Origin of the sequence: Petrotoga olearia DSM 13574 (assembly GCF_002895525.1) — a bacterium.
Lineage (GTDB): Bacteria > Thermotogota > Thermotogae > Petrotogales > Petrotogaceae > Petrotoga > Petrotoga olearia.
Genome location: NZ_AZRL01000021.1, coordinates 52659 through 71990, shown reverse-complemented (window position 1 = coordinate 71990; position 19332 = coordinate 52659). Strand labels below are relative to the sequence as shown.

The 19332-nt window shown below is 34.2% G+C and carries 12 protein-coding genes and 1 pseudogene; all 13 read right to left on the bottom strand.

Annotation, left to right across the window (positions count from 1 at the left end):
* Window positions 1-19: 19 nt before the first annotated feature.
* Window positions 20-1063 (bottom strand): annotated as a pseudogene (gene proB, locus X929_RS09930) (glutamate 5-kinase); the annotation flags it as partial.
* A 16-nt stretch (window positions 1064-1079) separates the two neighbouring features.
* Window positions 1080-2075: an isocitrate/isopropylmalate dehydrogenase family protein gene (locus X929_RS07355; protein ID WP_103067378.1), complete on the bottom strand. Its 996-nt coding sequence runs from the start codon at window positions 2073-2075 to the stop codon at window positions 1080-1082.
* Between the two features lie 15 nt (window positions 2076-2090).
* Complete coding sequence (locus tag X929_RS07350; RefSeq protein WP_103067377.1) at window positions 2091-2594, bottom strand: 3-isopropylmalate dehydratase small subunit; 504 nt, start codon at window positions 2592-2594, stop codon at window positions 2091-2093.
* 30 nt (window positions 2595-2624) lie between these two features.
* Window positions 2625-3884, bottom strand: coding sequence for a 3-isopropylmalate dehydratase large subunit (locus tag X929_RS07345; RefSeq protein ID WP_103067376.1), 1260 nt, complete (start codon window positions 3882-3884; stop codon window positions 2625-2627).
* A complete protein-coding gene (gene nifV, locus X929_RS07340; protein WP_103067375.1) occupies window positions 3859-5013 on the bottom strand; it encodes a homocitrate synthase in 1155 nt (384 codons plus the stop codon). The genes X929_RS07345 and nifV overlap by 26 nt, the downstream gene beginning before the upstream one ends.
* A gap of 145 nt (window positions 5014-5158) precedes the next feature.
* Window positions 5159-6196, bottom strand: a complete 1038-nt coding sequence (gene argC / locus X929_RS07335) for an N-acetyl-gamma-glutamyl-phosphate reductase (RefSeq protein ID WP_103067374.1) — start codon at window positions 6194-6196, stop codon at window positions 5159-5161.
* Window positions 6193-7518, bottom strand: a complete 1326-nt coding sequence (gene argH, locus X929_RS07330; protein WP_103067373.1) for an argininosuccinate lyase — start codon at window positions 7516-7518, stop codon at window positions 6193-6195. Before argH ends, argC begins: the two co-directional genes overlap by 4 nt.
* Window positions 7515-12005, bottom strand: coding sequence for a carbamoyl-phosphate synthase (glutamine-hydrolyzing) large subunit (carB, locus tag X929_RS07325; protein WP_103067372.1), 4491 nt, complete (start codon window positions 12003-12005; stop codon window positions 7515-7517). Before carB ends, argH begins: the two co-directional genes overlap by 4 nt.
* Window positions 12006-12029: 24 nt before the next feature.
* Window positions 12030-13076 carry a glutamine-hydrolyzing carbamoyl-phosphate synthase small subunit gene (gene carA, locus X929_RS07320; protein WP_103067371.1) on the bottom strand — a complete coding sequence of 349 codons (1047 nt, stop codon included), beginning with the start codon at window positions 13074-13076 and terminating at the stop codon, window positions 12030-12032.
* 1 nt (window position 13077) lies between these two features.
* Window positions 13078-14262, bottom strand: coding sequence for an acetylornithine transaminase (locus X929_RS07315; protein ID WP_103067370.1), 1185 nt, complete (start codon window positions 14260-14262; stop codon window positions 13078-13080).
* Window positions 14249-15148 (bottom strand): acetylglutamate kinase, encoded by a 900-nt coding sequence (argB, locus tag X929_RS07310; protein WP_103067369.1) that lies wholly within the window; start codon window positions 15146-15148, stop codon window positions 14249-14251. The genes X929_RS07315 and argB overlap by 14 nt, the downstream gene beginning before the upstream one ends.
* Entirely contained in the window at window positions 15145-16341 is a 1197-nt protein-coding gene (argJ, locus tag X929_RS07305; RefSeq protein ID WP_342749854.1) for a bifunctional glutamate N-acetyltransferase/amino-acid acetyltransferase ArgJ, read from the bottom strand. Before argJ ends, argB begins: the two co-directional genes overlap by 4 nt.
* A 328-nt stretch (window positions 16342-16669) precedes the next feature.
* Window positions 16670-19330 (bottom strand): CBS domain-containing protein, encoded by a 2661-nt coding sequence (locus X929_RS07300; protein ID WP_103067367.1) that lies wholly within the window; start codon window positions 19328-19330, stop codon window positions 16670-16672.
* Between the last annotated feature and the right edge of the window lie 2 nt (window positions 19331-19332).

Here is a 19332-nt window from a genome sequence, read left to right as displayed (position 1 = left end):
AGTTTTCTTTAAATGTGAGTATATCATTTGTCTTTTTACCAATTATTTCTTTTAATTCTTCTGAAGAATAGTTTACTAAACCCTTCCCAATGTTTTCCCTTTTTTTATTGGATATTATCACCAGATCTCCGACGGAAAAACTACCTGATACACTTACAATTCCTACCGCTAACAAACTTTTTCCTTTTAAAAGTGCCTCATGGGCTCCATTATCAACGATTAATTCGCCTTTTGGCTTTAAGCTGAATTGAATCCATCTCTTCCTTTTGCTCATCCTTTCCCCTTTAGGTAAAAAGGTTGTGCCAACATTAAACTGTTTATTTTCTATAGCATCCACAACTTTTTTGATAATTCCTTTCTCATAAGAGGGGAGAATTGTTAAAGGTATTCCTGAGGCAATGGAAATCTTTGCTGCTTTTAATTTTGAACTCATCCCGCCGGTACCTAGTTTACCACTTTTTCCGATGGCAAGATTTTCAATATCAGGAGTAATTTCTTCAACAGTATTTACCAATGATTTCGGATCACCTAAATCTTTCAACAATCCTGGAATATCTGAGAGAATGATCGATAAATCAGCTTCCAACAAACTTGCAACTTGAGCAGATAAAACATCATTATCACCAAATTTGATTTCATCTGTTGTTATTGTATCGTTTTCGTTTACAATGGGTATTACACCTGTGTCTAAAAGAGTATTCATTGTGTTGTAAGCATTTAAGTAACGCTGACGATTAGAAAAATCGTCAGCCGTTAAAAGTATTTGAGCGACTTTAATATTTTTATTTGCAAAAAGGTCACGATATTTAGAAATCAATACACCTTGACCAACAGCGGCACAAGCCTGTTTTTCAGAAAGAGAATACGGTTTATAATGGTAGCCTAATTCACTTTTGCCCGCAGCTATAGCTCCCGAAGAGACAATAATAATATCTTTTCTTTGAAACTTTAATTCTGCCAGCTGTTCAACGATTTGATTCATTTTACCAACATTTATTCCATTTTCATCGGCTATTGAACTACTACCAACCTTTATAACTATCTTATTGATTGTTTTTTTCACAAAAATCACCAACCATTTAGTCCAGAAATGAAATAATTTTATTTTTCATAGATTCAGTGTTTCCTTTTCCACCTAAATCTGGTGTCAAACAATCTATATATTTAACCGTTTCAGAGATAGCATCTTCGAGTTTTTTTGCTAACTCATTCAGTTTCAAATAATCTAACAACATAATAGATGACCTTAATAAAGCAATCGGGTTTGCTATACCTTTGTTGGCTATATCTGGGGCACTTCCGTGAACCGCTTCAAAGATAGCAACATCCTCTCCAATATTAGCGCCAGGAGCAAGACCCAATCCTCCAATCAAACCTGCTGCTAAATCGGAAAGGATATCTCCATACAAATTAGGAGCTACAATTACATCATATTTTTCAGGATTCAAAACCAACTGCATGGACATATTGTCAACAATCTTTTCTTCGTACTCTATTTCAGGATATTCGTTTGCTGCTTTTTTAGTACAATCCAAAAATAAGCCGTCAGTAATCTTTAAAATATTTGCCTTATGAACAGCTGTAACTTTCTTTCTGTTGTTTTCTTTTACATATTTAAAGGCAAACTGTGCGATCTTTTCACTTGCATTTTTTGTGATAACTCTAACAGCACATGCTGCATTGTCAATCTTGTACTCAATCCCTTTATACAAACCTTCGGTATTTTCTCTCACTACAACTAAATCAACGTTATTGTACTTAGTATTGAGACCTGCTAAACTTTTAATAGGTCTTAAATTTGCATATAGATTTAACTTTTCTCTGAGGGTAACGTTCACACTTCTAAATCCTTTACCTATTGGAGTAGTAATAGGACCTTTCAATGCTACTTTGTTTCTTTTAATAGAATCAATCACATAATCAGGTAGTGGAGTTCCATATTTATCAATTACCGTCTCTCCAGCATCTACAACTTCCCAACTAATAGGAGCTTTCAAGTGTTCGAAAATCTCTACAACTACAGATGTTATTTCTGGACCTATTCCATCACCCGGAATTAAAGTAACTGTATACATAAAATCACCTACTAACTAATCTATTAATTCTAAAGTACCGTATTTTTTGTAGTAATTCACCAGACCACCACTCTGTAAAATCTTCAACATAACTTTTGGAAGAGATTTAATCTTCAAAACTTCTTCCTTAGTAAGATTTTTAACTACACCTTTCTCCAGATCGACAGCTAATAAATCACCTTCAGCTATATTATCAGTCGGAACTTCAACCAAAGGCAAACCTATATTTATAGAATTTCTGTAAAATATACGGGCAAAAGAAGTTGCTATTACCGCACTTATACCAGCATGTTTTATAACTAAAGGAGCTTGTTCTCTGGAAGAACCACAACCAAAATTTGCCCCTGCAACGATGAAATCACCCTTTTTAATTTCATTAAAGAAATTTGGCCTTAGATCTTCCATCAAATGGACAGATAATTCGTCCATATTAATGGTACTAAATTTATATTTTCCAGAGATAATGTAGTCGGTGTTTACATCGTCTCCAAATTTATGAGAATAACCTTTTAATTCCATTATTTATCCTCCCGCTCACAAAATTAAATATCACAAATATTTACGAGGATCAGTAATTTTCCCCTCTATACAAGAAGCTGCCACTGTAGCAGGTGATCCCAAATAAATAAAAGCCTTGTTGTTTCCCATTCTTCCTTTGAAATTTCTATTTGCAGTAGAAATTACATTCTCCCCATCAGAGGGAACGCCGTTATGTGTTCCAACACAAGGTCCACAACCAGGGGCTACCACAGTCGCACCAGCTTGGATTAAAGATTGAATTATTCCTTCATTCATCGCTTTTAATAAGGTATCTTTAGATGCCGGTGCCACAATGAGTCTAACATTTTTGTGAATTTTTTTATCTTTTAATATACTTGCGGCTATTCTTAAATCTTCAATTCTTCCATTAGTGCAGGTACCTAATAGTCCCTGTTGTATAGGAATACCTTCAACTTCAGTAATAGGGCTAACATTATCAACGGTATGAGGTTTAGCTATTTGAGGTTCTAAATTGCTAACATCAAATTTATATATTTTTTCATACTTTGCACCTTCGTCTGGTTCATAACTTTTAAATTGGCTATTCGTTCTTTCTTTTACCCAATTTTCAGCTTTTTTATCCAGTCTCATCAAACCAACTTTAGCACCCATTTCTACTGACATATTAGAAATAGTGAATCTTGCTTCCACAGACAAGCTATCTATAATCGGACCTTCAAACTCTACAGCTTTGTATGTGGCTCCGTTAGCGGACAAGTTTTTTATAATATACAAAGCGAGGTCCTTAGAAAAAACACCTGTTGGCAGAGAACCTTCTAAAATAATTTTTATACTTTCTGGTATCTTAAACCACAACTTGCCACTAGCCATAGCTATAGCTAAATCAGTTGATCCAACACCTGTTGAGAAACAATTTATAGCTCCATAAGTACATGTGTGAGAATCAGCGCCTATTACAATCTGTCCAGGTAAGGCATGTCCTTTCTCAGGAATTAATTGATGGCATATACCCTCACCAATATCATAAAAATTTGTATTATACTTGTTACTAAAATCTCTCATTAACTTATGTAAAGCAGACACTTTCTCACTTGGACTGGGAGCGTTATGGTCTATTACAAAGGCTACTTTTTCAGGATTAGAAATCTTGTTTGCTCCAACATTTTCAAAAGTTTTAATAGCTAATGGTGTGGTTCCGTCTTGCCCCATCATAAAGTCAACATCAACTATTACTATTTCTCCAGCTTCGACATCTCTTCCCAAATGATCGCTGAATATCTTTTCAGATATTGTTTTGCAAGTTGACATCCTTTATCTTTTCCTCCCTCATTTCATTGTATAGATAGATTAACTCTTTGTCAAATAAGCTTCTTTTGAGTTGAACAGAAAGGGATCTTACCATTTTTAAAATTTCTTCTGCTTCTTCTGGAGTTAAATCTATATCGTACTCTTTAAACTTTGCAACAATAGCGTTCCTCCCCGAATGTTTGCCAATAAGTATCTGTCTTTCCAATCCAACTTCCTCAGGTGAAAAAGATTCGTATGTTTTTGAGTCTTTCAAGACACCATCTGTATGAATACCCGACTCGTGAGCAAAAACATTAAGTCCGACGATTGTTTTTGATAAAGGAAGAACTCTTCCGGAGGCTTTGGCAACATATTCACAAACTTCTTTTAATAAGTTCGTTTTTATTCCCAAATCATTTTTGTAAATGTATTTAAGAGCCATCACCACTTCTTCTAAAGCAGCATTTCCTGCCCTTTCTCCTAATCCATTTACCGTAACACCTGCGTATTTAGCACCCGCTCTTATTCCTGCCAATGTATTTGCAGTAGCTAAACCAAAATCGTTGTGAGTATGCATTTCAATGTTTATACCAACTTCGTCTATTATTTGTCTAATATGTTCGTAAATCGAAAATGGTTCCATCATACCCACGGTGTCACAGTATCTTAACCTGTCTGCTCCAGCTTCTTTAGCCTCTTTAGCGAACTTTATAAGAAAATTCATATCGCTTCTAGAGGCGTCTTCGGCATTTACAGAAACGTATAAATTGTGCTTTTTGGCAAATTTAGTAGCATCGACCATGCTTTTTAATACCCAATCCCTATCTTTTTTTAATTTGTGTTTGATGTGAATATCTGAAGTAGAAATAGAAATTGCAACCGCATCTACTCCACAATCAATAGATTCTTCAATATCCTTAATAACGGCTCTGTTCCATCCCATAATTGAAACACCTAAGTCTAATTTACAGATCTTCTTTATTGCTTCTTTTTCGTCTCCACCCATCGTAGGAATCCCTGCTTCGATCTGATAGACACCTAATTCGGCTAACATCTTTGCAATTTGGACCTTTTCTTCATTGGCAAATACTACCCCGGCAGTTTGTTCGCCATCTCTTAAAGTGGTATCAACTATATATACGTTACTCACTTTCTGATGTACGTTCTTCTTTCCAATACTTTAAGAAGAATCGTACCCTCCCTCCTTTCAGTTTTGGAATCTTTCGTAACTAGAAGCTTACTTCAACGTCCCGAAATTTTTTTAATTATACATTAAATTTAAAAATATATCAAGTTCAGGGAAAAATTCTTATTATATCAAGTCCCTTATTCTCAGGCAGTTCAAACATTAAATTCATATTTTGTACCGCCTGACCACTAGCTCCCTTCATTAAATTATCAATAGCAGATAAGATTATTAAGGTGTTTGTACGTTCATCAATTTCAAAACCTATTTGGCAGAAATTGGATCCAGTTACACTTTTAGTAGAGGGATACTTTCCAGGTTTAAGAATTTTTATAAAATAATCATTTTTATAAAACTCTTGATAAAGATCATACACATCCTTCAATGTTATACCTGATTCCAAATTACAATAAATAGTACTTAAAATCCCTCTTGTCATTGGAACAAGATGTGGAGTGAAAACAACTTTCACATCTTGTTCCATTATCTTTGATAGTTCTTGTTCTATTTCTGGAATATGTCTATGTTGGGCAACGTTGTAAGGTTTGGTATTTTCGTTACATTCTGAATACAAGTTACTAAATTTAGGTTCATGTCCAGCGCCTGATACCCCTGATTTACTATCAATAATGATGTTTTTATCAACTACAACTCTATTTTTTAAAACAGGGGCTAATGCCAAAATCACACTAGTTGGATAACAACCTGGATTGCCCACAATTTGTGCATTTTTAATCTTTTTTCTATTTAACTCCGTTAATCCGTAGACTTTATTGAATTTATCGTATTCTATGTCACCGTTTGAACCATACCACTTTTTGAAGACATTAAAGTCATCAAAACGAAATGCAGGACCCAGATCTATCAATTTCTTGCCCGCATCAATCACCATTTTGCCTATTTCAAAGGTTAATTCGTGAGGTAAAGTTGAAAATATTATATCGCAAATAGCAACAACTTTGTTAAAATCATCCCCCTCTAATATCTCATCACAAAATCCTGATAGTCCTGGATAAACTTCTGAAATTAATTGGGATTCAAAGTGTTTTGAGGACAAATAACTTATCTTTGCATTAGCGTGTTTCGATAGTATTCTAATTAATTCTATACCGGTGTATCCCGTTGCTCCAAGTATACCTACCTTCATATTTCTTCCTCCCATCGTGCTGCCCCAATTGTTTTACGGCTTTTTAGAATATTTTTTACATCTAAAACTTCATATACGTCTTCATCTATAAACTGACAAAAATTTCTAAATTCTGCTATATTTAGCTCTTCTAAGGGAACATTTTTTGTTATAGCATATACAACTAATTTCCCAACTATATCGTGTGCTGTTCTAAAAGGGATTCCTTTTTTGACCAAATAATCTGCTAAATCTGTTGCATTGAGATAGCCATATTTTACTGCTTCTTCCATCTTATTTTCATTCACATGCATAGTTTTTAACATACCAATAAAAACCTTTAAACAGCTTTTCAATGTATCCACAGTATCAAACAGAGGTTCTTTATCTTCTTGCATATCTTTGTTATACCCAAGAGGTAAGCCTTTCATAGTCGTCAAAAGAGTGAACAAATTTCCATATACTCTACCCGTTTTACCCCTTATTAATTCAGCGGAATCTGGATTTTTCTTTTGTGGCATTATACTACTTCCAGTCGAATATTCATCGCTCAATTCAACAAAATTGAACTCTTGGGTAGACCAAAGGACTATCTCCTCAGAAAATCTACTCAAATGCATCATTATTAGAGAAGCTATGGACAAGAATTCGATGATGAAATCCCTGTCGCTCACTCCATCCATACTATTCATCGAAACCTCTTTAAAATCTAACAGTGAAGCCACATACATTCTATCTATATCGTATGATGTTCCTGCTAAAGCTCCTGAACCTAAAACCGAAACATTCACTCTTTTTAAAGCTTCTTTTAATCGTTCTATATCCCTTTTAAACATCTCTACGTAAGCTAATAAATGATGAGAAAATGTGATAGGTTGAGCTCTTTGCAAATGTGTGTAACCGGGCATAACTTTGTTTTTGTACTTTTTGGAAAGTTCTAATAAAACTGAATTTAATTGATCTAATAAATCCATAATTTTTAATATTTCGTCTCGTAAGTACAATCTTTCGTCGGTTGCTATTTGATCGTTCCTACTTCTAGCTGTGTGAATTTTTTTGCCTACGTCTCCGATCTTTTCAACCAACATTTGTTCTACCAAGGTGTGCACATCTTCTACGATGGGAATTTCTTGGAATGTTGTTTCTTTTATTTCTTTCAATGCCTTTTCAATTTGTTCAAACTCTTTTTCTGTAATTATTTTTGCTTTTTTCAATCCTTTTGCATGGGCTAAAGATGCCTCTATATCGTATGGAAATAATCTTATATCCACCTTGATCGATGAGTTTAGAATTTCCATATCTTCATCAATTTCTTCTTTAAACCGTCCACCCCACAATTTCATTGTTCCCCTCCAACAACCGTTTTGTTATATTTTTGATTTTCTTCAAAATGCTTCATCTGATAAGCTCTCATCTTCAAAGGTAGCCCAAACAAGTTTATAAAACCTTCTGCATCCTTTTGGTCATAAATCTTGTCTTCTCCAAATGTAGCTAACTCTTCGTTGTATAATGAATATGGTGAACTTAATCCTGCAGTTATGATGTTTCCCTTGTAAAGTTTCAATTTTACAATACCTGTAACTACCTTTTGTGTTTCATCTACAAAAGAATCTAAACTTTCTTTTAACTGTGAGAACCACAATCCATTGTAAACAAGGTCTGCATATTTTTGCGCAACCATTTCTTTGAATCTTAGTGTTTCCTTGTCGAGAACCAAACTTTCAAGTTCTTTGTGTGCCGTATAGAGTAATGTCCCTCCTGGAGTTTCATACACTCCTCTTGATTTCATTCCAACTAATCGATTTTCTACGATATCTGCAATCCCCACACCATTTATTGATGCAATTTCATTGGCTTTCTTTATCAACTCTACGGGAGAAAGTTCTTCTTCGTTTATCTTCACTGGAATCCCTTTTTCAAATTCTATGGTTACATATTCAGCAACATCGGGTGCTTTTTCAGGTGGAGTAACCATATCGAATAACTCAGGTTTTGGCTCATTCCAAGGATTCTCTAAATCTCCTCCTTCATGGCTTATATGCCAAATATTTTTATCAACACTGTATATTTTTTCTTTGGTTATAGATATAGGAATTCCCTTTTTTAGGGCATAGGCAATTTCTTCCTCCCTCGACTTAATTTCCCATATTCTCCAAGGAGCAATAATTTTAATAGAAGGATCTAACGCCTTAATAGATACTTCAAATCTTACCTGATCGTTACCTTTACCGGTGCAACCGTGAGCAATAACATTTGCACCTTCTTTGTGAGCAATCTCAACCAATTTTTTTGCCATTAGAGGTCTTGCAAAGGATGTTCCCAACAAGTATTTACCTTCGTATATTGCTCCAGCTTTTAAAGTTGGATAGATATAATCGGTTACAAACTCTTCTACAACATCTTCAATGTAAACCTTGCTTGCACCACTCAAAAAGGCTTTTTTCTCGATAGAATTAGTTTCTTCTCCTTGACCAACATCAATACATACTGCAATGATTTCACAATCATACTTTTCTTTTAGCCATGGTATGATTACAGATGTATCTAACCCTCCTGAATATGCCAATACTACCTTTTCCCCGGTTTTCATAAATGAATCACCTCTTTTTGATATTTGTAGATTGTTTTGTAGATTATGATAATAATCTACATATTCGTTCAAGGACTGTACATTATTTTTTTCTATTTTGCAATTCTTAATTGCTTCAATTGATTTTTGAGCAGTTTCTAAAGATGTGAATAACGGAATGGCGTTTTCTACGCACGCTCTTCTTAACTTAAATCCGAAGTTGGATATAATTTTCCCCTTTGTAGGAAAATTAATAACCATTGAAAAATAACCTTTCTTTACTAACTCTAATGATTTTTGATGATTTATCTCTTTTATTTTAATATCTATCAATTTAAAAGCTTCTGCTGTCCCGGTGGTTCCCCACAATTCGTATCCACAGCTTTGAAGATATTTAACAAAACTTTTACTCCCCTTTACTACTTTTTCTGAAAATGATAATAGCACTTTTCCTGTTGAAGGAACATTCAAATGAGCGCTTTTAAAAGCCTTATACATCGCATTATGATAGTTGAAATCAATGCCGAGGGTTTCCCCTGTGGATTTCATTTCTGCACCTAGCGCAACTTCAACACCTGGTAATTTCTCTAATGAAAATATTGGTGCTTTAACTACCGTATATGGAATCTTTGGATAAAAAGGTTCATAGTACCCAAGTTTTTTCAAGTTATTACCTAATGCAATTTCAACTGCGAGTTTTATCATAGGGATTCCTGTTACTTTACTGATTATTGGGACAGTCCTAGAGGCCCTTGGATTAACTTCAATAACGTAAACTTTTCCCTCTTTCACGATAAATTGAATGTTTATTAAACCTTTAATGTTCACCGCTTTTGATATTTTTTCAACGTATCTCACAATTTCTTTCTCTTCTAATTCAGACAAGCTTTTGGCAGGAAATACAGCAAAACTATCTCCTGAATGAATTCCCGCTTTTTCAATATGTTCTATTATTCCAGGAATTAATACGTCTTCTGCATCAGAGACAGCATCAACTTCAACTTCTATCCCTTCTATGTATTCATCTATTAGCACTGGTCTAACTGGTGATAAATCTAAAGCATGTGATAAATACTCAAATAATTCATCTAGGGAATTAACCTTTTCTATAGATTGTCCCCCTATTACATATGAAGGTCTAACTAAAAGAGGAAACCCTATACGTTTAGCAATTTCTCGAGCCTCATCAAATGAAGTAGCGTACCCGCCACGAGGTTGGTTGATCCCTAACTTTTTCAACAGTATCGAAAATCTCTTTCTATCTTCACACAGATCAATACCCTCATATGATGTCCCCAAGATTCTGATCCCTTGTCTTTCGAGTTCTTCGCTTAGGTTCAAAGCAGTTTGCCCCCCAAACATGATCATTGTTCCCAGTGGGCCTTCTTTTTCTATGATATTCAAAACATCTTCTTGAGTCAGAGGTTCGAAGTACAATCTATCACCTGTATCAAAATCTGTACTGACGGTTTCAGGATTATTGTTTATGATGATTGATTTGATACCTTTTTCTTTTAATGCCAATAGAGCTTTAACTGTACAATAATCAAACTCCACCCCTTGTCCAATTCTTATCGGTCCTCCACCTATAACTATGACTTTTTTTATGATGTTGTGTACCTCTATTTCGTCCTCTTCACCATAAGTTGAGTAGAGATATTGTGTTACTGAATCAAACTCCGCTGCACACGTGTCAACCATCTTGTATGATGGGATAATGCCGTAGGATTTTCTCAATTCTCTCACTTCATTTTCTTGTATACCTTTTAATTCAGATATTTCTTGATCTGAAAAGCCAAGAACCTTTGCTTTAAGTAAAAGGTCATAATTTAATTGGGAGGTACTAATAATATTTTCGAAATCGACGATGTTCTTTATTTTTTCTAAAAACCAGTTATCTATATAAGTTAATTTATGAATATCAAAAACCTTATAACCTCTTCTAAGTGCTTCGGCAATATGAAATAATCTTTTTTCGTTTGGGATGTGTAAATGTTCTACTAATTCTTCATTGCTCTCTTTTTGCACCTCTTTAATTCTCAAGCCTTTAATTTTCATATCAAGGGAGCGAACTGCCTTTAATAAAGAACTTTCAAAGGTACGTCCAAGTGCCATCGTTTCCCCGGTGGATTTCATTTGCGTACCTATTTTTTTATCAACTTGATAAAACTTATCAAAAGGCCATCGTGGAATCTTTGTTACAACATAATCTAAAGATGGTTCAAAAAAGGCTGTTGTTTTTCCAGTAACCGGATTTTTTATCTCATCCAATGAAAATCCTAATGCTATTTTGGTAGCTATTTTTGCTATAGGATACCCCGTTGCTTTGGATGCCAAGGCGCTGGATCTACTCAAACGAGGATTCACTTCAATAACTCGATATTCTTTGTTAGAAGGATTAAGAGCAAACTGAATATTGCAGGCACCTTCAATCTTTAAAGCTTTTACTATCTTAAGGGATGAATCCCTTAACATTTGATGTTCTTGATCTGTCAACGTTTGAGAAGGGGCAACAACTATACTATCTCCAGTGTGAATTCCAACAGGATCAAAATTTTCCATATTACATACGGTGATGCAATTATCAAAAGAATCTCTAACTAACTCGTATTCGATCTCTTTCCAACCCAATAACGATCTTTCTATTAAGACTTCTTTCATCATACTCTTTTTCAGTCCATTCTCCACAAATTCTATTAACTCTTCTTCGCTGTAAGCAAAGCCACCGCCTGTTCCTCCTAAAGTGTATGCTGGGCGTATTATCAAAGGATACCCAACTTGGCTAGCAAAATTTAGGGCTTCGGATACTGTTGACACAGTGAGGCTTTCAGCGATAGGTTCTTCAATTTCTTGCATTTTTCTTTTAAATAATTCTCTACTTTCTGCTATTTTTATGGATTCAACTGACGTTCCCAATTCTTGAATATCGTACTTATCGATAATTCCACTATCTTTTAGTTGGATAATTAGATTTAAGCCTGTTTGTCCTCCCAATGTTCCTAAAATCCCATCGGGTTTTTCTTTCTCTATAATGGAAATTAAAGTATCCATTTCAAGGTTTTCCATATAAACTACATCTGCTATTTCTGTATCAGTCATAATAGTTGCAGGATTGTTGTTTACCAATATTACTTTACATCCTTCTTCTTTTAAAGATTTACAAGCTTGGGTTCCTGAATAATCGAATTCTGCAGCTTGACCTATTATTATTGGTCCAGAACCTATAACTAAAACACTTCTTATTTCGCTTTTTTTTGGCATTGTTGACCTCCCCGAAAGTATTTTTTACTGTCTACAGATTAAACCTCTTATTTTTTTAAAGATAAAAGCTGTATCGTGAACCCCAGGACCACATTCTGGATGAAACTGAACGGTAAAAATGGGATACTTCTTGTGCATAATTCCCTCGATACTTTGATCATTCAAATTGATGTAGGTGATTATTAGATCTTTGTTTTTCACTGACTCTTTTTCAACCATATAACCGTGGTTTTGAGAAGTGATATAACATTTATTATTCAATAAATTCTTCACAGGATGGTTGGTACCTCTATGACCAAATTTCATTTTTACAGTATTAAAACCCAACGCCAAAGATATTATTTGATGACCCAAACAAATCCCAAAAAGTGGTTTCTCACCTATAAACTCTTTAGCTAAAAGTATTGCTTCTTTTGCCTTTTTTGGATCACCTGGACCGTTGGAGAATAATACTAAATCGGGTTGAACCTTATCTACATCATTTTTAGTACTGTTATATGGAAAAACGTAAATATCGTATCCTTCAGATTTGAGCTGTTTTACAATATTTTTCTTAACTCCCAAGTCTATTAATGCTATCTTCGGACCGTCTCCTTGAATTCTATAGGTTTCCTTTGTAGAAACACTATCAAGTAAGTTCTCCGTGGAAGTTGAAACTTCCAAAGAATAGTCTTGGGTGGCTATTACACCATACATACTTCCTTCTGTCCTTAACTTTTTCGTAAGGGCCCTTGTATCCACTTTATTTAAAACTGGAACATCATATTGGTCTAAATAATCTAAAAGTGAATACTGAGATGTGTGATGAGAGGGAAATTGACAGTAATCTTTAACTATCAAACCTTTGATGGGGGGTCTTTTTGACTGTAAATTCTCTAAATTTACACCATAATTTCCTATCAATGGATAGGTCATTACCAGTATTTCTCCTGCATAAGACGGATCCGTTATTGATTCCTCGTATCCAGTCATAGACGTGTTAAAGACAACTTCGCCTTGTCCAAAATCTTTTTTACTTATAATTTCTCCTTCAAAAATGGTAGAATCGTTTAACTTTATAAATCCTTTCATCTTAATACCCCATTTCTAAAAAAACTTCTTCGAGAATATTCATACCCTTGGCTATCTCTTCTTTTGTGATTATAAGAGGAGGGACGAATCTTAAAACATTGTGATTTAAAAGATTTATCAAAAGTCCTTTTTCCATAGCTTTTTTTACTATATCACTGCCATCTTCTATGTCTAACTTGACTCCGATCATCAAACCTTTTCCCTTAACTTTGTCAATTATTGAATGTTTTTCCTTCATTGCTAATAATTGATTTTTGAAAAATTCACCATTTTCTTTCACCATATTCAGAAAAGATTCTTGTGCAACGTTTTTCATCACAGCCATGCCAACTGCACAGGCTAACGGGTTCCCACCAAATGTTGATCCATGATCCCCTGGTGTAAATACGTCAGCTTTTTCATTCACAACAAGCACACCGATAGGGAAACCACCACCTAAGGCTTTTGCAAGGGTCATCACATCGGGTACCACTCCAGAATGTTCATAGGCAAAAAGTTTTCCAGTTCTTCCTATCCCTGTTTGGACTTCGTCAAAAATCAAAAGAAGGTCGTTCTCATCACAAAGTTTTCTAACTTGTTGAAGATATTCATCTTTTGCTTCGTTTATTCCCCCTTCACCTTGGATAACCTCCAACATTACAGCACATGTATTTTCATCAATTGCGGACTTTAAAGAATTTATATCGTTGTACTCTACGCTTTCAAATCCTTCCAATAGAGGTTCGAAGTTCTTGTGATATTTTGGCTGGGCTGTTGCCGTCAATGCACCGTAGGTTCTTCCATGAAATGAGTTCTTTGCCGTGATAATTTTGTATCTTCGCCCATTGTACTTAGTTCTCCCATATTTTCTTGCCAACTTAATTGCAGCTTCATTCGCCTCTGCTCCACTGTTGCAAAAAAAGACACTTTTTCCAAAGGATTTTTCGCAGATCATTTTGGCTAATTCTATTTGATTGCTATTCCAATATAGGTTAGAAATATGGATTAATTTGTCAACTTGTGATTTTACCGATTCAACAATTGCAGAGTGAGAATGCCCCAAAGCATTAACAGCGATCCCAGCTACGAAATCTAAGTACTCATTACCGTTTTCATCCCAAACCTTTATCCCTTTCCCTTGAACTAAAGTTATAGGGAATCTTGAATAAGTATTCATTACATACTTTTTATCTTCAGAGATTGTCATTATCATATACCTCCTTCGCTATCATAGTTCCCACACCTTTGTCTGTGTATATCTCTAAAAGCAAAGCATGAGGAATTCGTCCATCAATTATATGTGCCCTTTTCACTCCGTCTTCTAGGGCTTGGATGCAACATTTTAACTTGGGAATCATTCCACCAGTGATAAACTCAGAATTCAGTAAACCTTTTGCTTCATTATATGACAGTCTAGAAATCACACTTTCTTCATCTTCTTTGTTTTTCAAGATGCCTTCTACATCTGTCAATAAAACAAATTTATCTGCATTCAAAGAAGAAGCAATCTTACCTGCAGCCATATCGGCATTGACGTTATAAGTTTTTCCATCTTTCCCAATCGCACAAGGAGCAATCACAGGGATATAATCTTTTTCAATTAAATTCAAAATTACTTCCTTATTCACATTTATTAACTTACCAACATAACCCAAATCCCCTTGGGACAAATCTTTGTCTGCCAACAATAAATTTGCATCTTTCCCACTCAATCCAACAGCCTTTCCCCCTATTTTATTTATCAACGATGTAATCTCTTTATTTACCTTACCAACCAACACCATCTCTACTATTTCCATAACTTTTTCATCAGTTACCCTTAATCCATTTACAAATTTTGTTTCTATATTCAAACTCGTAAGCATTTTATTGATATCTGGCCCTCCACCATGAACGACAACAGGATTTAGCCCAACATATTTCATAAGTACGATATCTTTTGCGACCATCGATTTAATTTGTGAATCTTTCATGGCGTTCCCCCCAAATTTAATAACGGCTATACTTCCCGCAAATTTTTTTATGTAAGGTAACGCTTCGACCAAAACTTCCGCTTTAGATATCTCATCTGAAAACTTTTCAGCTTTTATCATGTTCTGTACCCTCCATTTATTTCTACATATTTAGAAGTAAGGTCACATCCCCAAGATTTGGCATTCTCTTCACCATCTTTTAAATCCACAATAATTTTTAATTCTTTTTCACTTAAAATTTCTTTTGCATTAATTTCATTAAACTCTATAAAATGGCCATCTTGGCAAGGTTGAATCTTTCCTAAACAACTTTGAAACCAGACATCCACCTTATCGGGATCAAAGTTTCCTCCTGAATAACCTGCAGCTGCTAACACCCTACCCCAATTAGCATCCTCTCCATGAATTGCTGTTTTGACTAGATTAGACTTAGCTATAGACCTTGAGATCAATTTAGCATCTTCTTTCGTCTTCGCGTTTTTTACTTGTACTTCAAAAAATTTAGTTGCACCTTCCCCATCTATCACAATTTTTTTTGCCAAACTTTCAACTACTTCATAAAGTGCTTTTTGAAATAATTTGTATTCATGAGAATCTTCTATAATTTCTTGATTATTTGCTTGCTTATTGGCCAAAATAAGAACCGTGTCGTTGGTACTTGTATCACCATCAACCGTTATCAAGTTGAAAGAATCATCTACGGTTTGCTTTAAGGCCTTATTCAAAGCAGATTTAGAAATGTTTGCATCTGTCAAAATGAAAGACAACATGGTAGCCATATTGGGATGAATCATGCCTGAACCTTTGGCAACCCCAGTAAGAGTGATCTTTTTGCCTCCAATCACAACTTGAGTGGAATAAATTTTTGGAAAGGTATCTGTTGTCATTATCGCTTGTGCAAAACTTACAAGATCGTTATTTTCAAAATTATGATTTTTTGCCAACGATTCTATGCCGTTTAAAATTTTTTCAATCGGCAATGGAACACCTATAACACCTGTTGAACATACAAATACATCTTCTGACTTTAAATTTAAGATCTGAGCTGTTTTCTCTGCCATACTTACTGCATCTGAATACCCTTTTGTACCGGTGCAAGCGTTTGCGTTACCACTATTCACAATAACCGCTTGTATTTCATTATTCTTAATGTTCTTCATACTCAAAAGAACTGGAGCCGCTTTAACTTTGTTCGTTGTAAAAACAGCCGAGGCATTAGCCTTTTTTTCTGAATATATCAGTCCTAAATCTTTTTTAAACTTCTTGATTCCACAATGAATTCCCCAGACTTTGAAACCCAAAGGTAAAACAATATCTTCTTGAATTATTTCAGTACTTTCCATATATTAACCTCCCTCTAATTTTTGACTTAACGCCTTTAGAAACTCTAAAAAAAAAGCGGCTACATCTTTAAAGATGTAGCCGCATGGATTAAAACTCAATTAGGAGAATAAGCCTCTCCAACTCATAAGCACCCATTACCGGTGCTTATGATCCACCGGCTACATGGGCGCCTCCTATCGTTATTTAAATTTATTTGATTATAAGAAATGAAATTTTTTTCACAATTAGTCATAAATTTAAAAAACTCCTTACGCTAAATTTTAGGGATTATACCATAAAAAAAATGAGTTGTCAAATTTAAATCAAATATTTTTCTTCGCCAGGTTGTATTTCGCCATTCAAGAGCTTTTTCTTTATTTCTTCTAACTTTGTTTTAATTTGAACTCCTTCGTATCCTTTCTTTAGTAAATCTTCTCCCGTAATGGAGAGTTTTAATTTCTCGATTTTTCTTAAATATTCATAGTATTTTCCTAATAATTCTTCTGGAAGCTTTACAGCTAAAAAAATTAATTGTTCATTTTGAAAACCGTTGGTTTTTTCATAATAATAAGACAATTTTGATATTTTTTCTTTGTTTTTTAACTCATTAGAAATTTCATTATATACGTTTTTTACTTGCATGAGATTTTTAATAAAATCTTTGGGTAACCCATATCTTGCTGTAATTTTTTTGAGAGATTCTTCTGGAGTGTATTGCAACAGAACGTATAAAACTAAGTGGAATAGTCTGACTTTATTCAGATAATTCGATAAGTTGTTTTTGAAGTAATTTTTAACATCAAAAAGTTTTTCTAAATCTTTTTCCATTGTTGGTGAGTAGTAAGTTCTTTCAAACAAGTGAAAAATTATTTTCATTTTACCCATTCTTTTTATTGCTTTCATAGGTTCAGGTTCTTCTAGTATTTTCTCTAATTCCTCTCTTATCCTCATTCCAGTTACTTTTTCCAAATATCCATTTGCTACGGCTTCTTCCAATTTTGATAAGGTATTAGGCTCAATTTCAAATCCAAATCTTTGTTCAAACCTTATAGCTCTAAGTATTCTTGTAGGATCTTCAATAAAAGAGAGGGGATAAAGTATCCTAATTCTGCCTTCTTCAAGATCTTTTCTACAATTAAAAAAATCCAAGAGCATTCCAAAAGAACCTGAATTAAGCTTTATGGCCATAGCGTTTATCGAAAAATCCCTTCTGTATAAATCTTTTTTAATAGTTGATAACTCTACTTTAGGTAGTTCTCCTGCTTCTTCATAATATTCTGTTCTTGCAGTTGCAATATCAATCCTTATTATCTTATTTTCCCCATTTCTATAAAAAATTGAGCAGGTGTGAAATTTAGGGTGTTCAACATACTTTGCCCTCAATTGTTTGGCAACATATTTCCCAAACAACAAGCCATCCCCTTCCACTACCACATCTATATCGTAAGGTATGGACTTTTTTGCACCGTTTAATTTAGATCTAATCGCCAGCAAAAGATCTCTGACAAATCCCCCTACTACATATACGTTTATCCCTAACTCATTCCCATACAAACCGATAAGTTTTAAAAGATTAAGAATAGATGGGGGTAGGGTTTTTTCCATATCTTCTTTTAAATTTAACGATTTATACTTTTCTTCTAAAATTGGGCTAAGTGAAAAATTAAAAACTCCGTTAGTCGCCCTTAAAAGGTCTGTTCTAGTTATTATGCCTACAAGTATACCATCTTTTAAAACGGGAATTCTACCGATGTCTGCCTCTGCCATGATCCTTCTTACTTGAGTCAGCGAAGTTTCTACATCAACAACTTTTAAGTTAGTACTCATTATAGCTTTAACAGGTGCTTTTTTTAAACCATGTTTCATTGCCTTTTCTATATCTTTTTTAGTTACAATACCCACTAATTTATTGTCAGAAATTACAGGGAGCCCAGAATGCCCTGTTTGAAACATCAATTCATGAGCCCTTTCTACTGTTTCAAATGATAATATGGTTCTTACGGGAGATGACATAATATGCTTTGCTTTTAAAACTGGGACAAAAGAGGATCTTAACTCTTTTTTAATTTTATCAATAACCTCTTGTATTCTAAGACCTTTTGTTTTGGCTGAACCAGCTTTTTTATGGCCTCCTCCACCAAATAAAGATAGGATTTTATTTAAATCTATTACTTCGACCCTTGATCTTGCAACTATATATATGCTTTTCCCCATTTTCACAACAACAAATAAAACATCTGGAGTCAGCGCTTCAAACAATTTATGGGTTATAACGTTTAACCCACCTATAAATTTGTCTATTCCAGAATAAGTAATATGTATTGTTACTTCTTCTAAAGTAAGTTCTTGTACATTGTTATAGAGTTTGTCAAAAAGCTCTTTTTGTTCTTTTGTCATTTCTAATGAGACAAATTCTTCTACTTCTTCTATCCTTGCACCGCCTTTTAATAGTTCTGCAGAGATTTGATGCTCTAATGGGGTCGTTGTGGAATAAACAAAATTTCCAGTATCTTCGTGGATTGCTATTAAAAAAAGCGTTTCATAGGTATCGGGAAGAACTACATGGTTTTCTAATAATTTTTGAACAACTAATGTAGTAGCACTTCCTACTTCTTTAGAATAATTATTACCTTTGATATTTTGCTCTTTTAACTCAGGATGATGATCATATATGTCAACTTCTATTCCTTGTTCAATTAGAGATTTTATAAATGCAGGTATTCTATCGATATCTGCAGTATCAACAATCACAACTTTTTCGAATTTGTGATTTTTTATCTCTTCTTGATAATCTTTTTTAAAATTATTTTCTTTTTCGTATTGAATATCGTATATATTCAAAAATTCCTTCAGATTTTGCTGAGGTTCTCCTTCAAGAACAATAACAGAATCATCATATATTAATGATGCAGCAACACATGCAGCAAAACCATCAAAATCAGCATTTTTATGGGTAGTTATTATAATTTTAGGAACCAAGA

Excerpts from the sequence above, each read along its gene's own strand:
- X929_RS07355 (WP_103067378.1), bottom strand. The coding sequence starts at position 2,075 with ATGTATACAGTTACTTTAATTCCGGGTGATGGAATAGGTCCAGAAATA.
- X929_RS07350 (WP_103067377.1), bottom strand. The coding sequence starts at position 2,594 with ATGGAATTAAAAGGTTATTCTCATAAATTTGGAGACGATGTAAACACC.
- X929_RS07345 (WP_103067376.1), bottom strand. The coding sequence starts at position 3,884 with ATGTCAACTTGCAAAACAATATCTGAAAAGATATTCAGCGATCATTTG.
- argC (WP_103067374.1), bottom strand. The coding sequence starts at position 6,196 with ATGAAGGTAGGTATACTTGGAGCAACGGGATACACCGGTATAGAATTA.
- argH (WP_103067373.1), bottom strand. The coding sequence starts at position 7,518 with ATGAAATTGTGGGGTGGACGGTTTAAAGAAGAAATTGATGAAGATATG.
- carB (WP_103067372.1), bottom strand. The coding sequence starts at position 12,005 with ATGCCAAAAAAAAGCGAAATAAGAAGTGTTTTAGTTATAGGTTCTGGA.
- carA (WP_103067371.1), bottom strand. The coding sequence starts at position 13,076 with ATGAAAGGATTTATAAAGTTAAACGATTCTACCATTTTTGAAGGAGAA.
- X929_RS07315 (WP_103067370.1), bottom strand. The coding sequence starts at position 14,262 with ATGACAATCTCTGAAGATAAAAAGTATGTAATGAATACTTATTCAAGA.
- argB (WP_103067369.1), bottom strand. The coding sequence starts at position 15,148 with ATGATAAAAGCTGAAAAGTTTTCAGATGAGATATCTAAAGCGGAAGTT.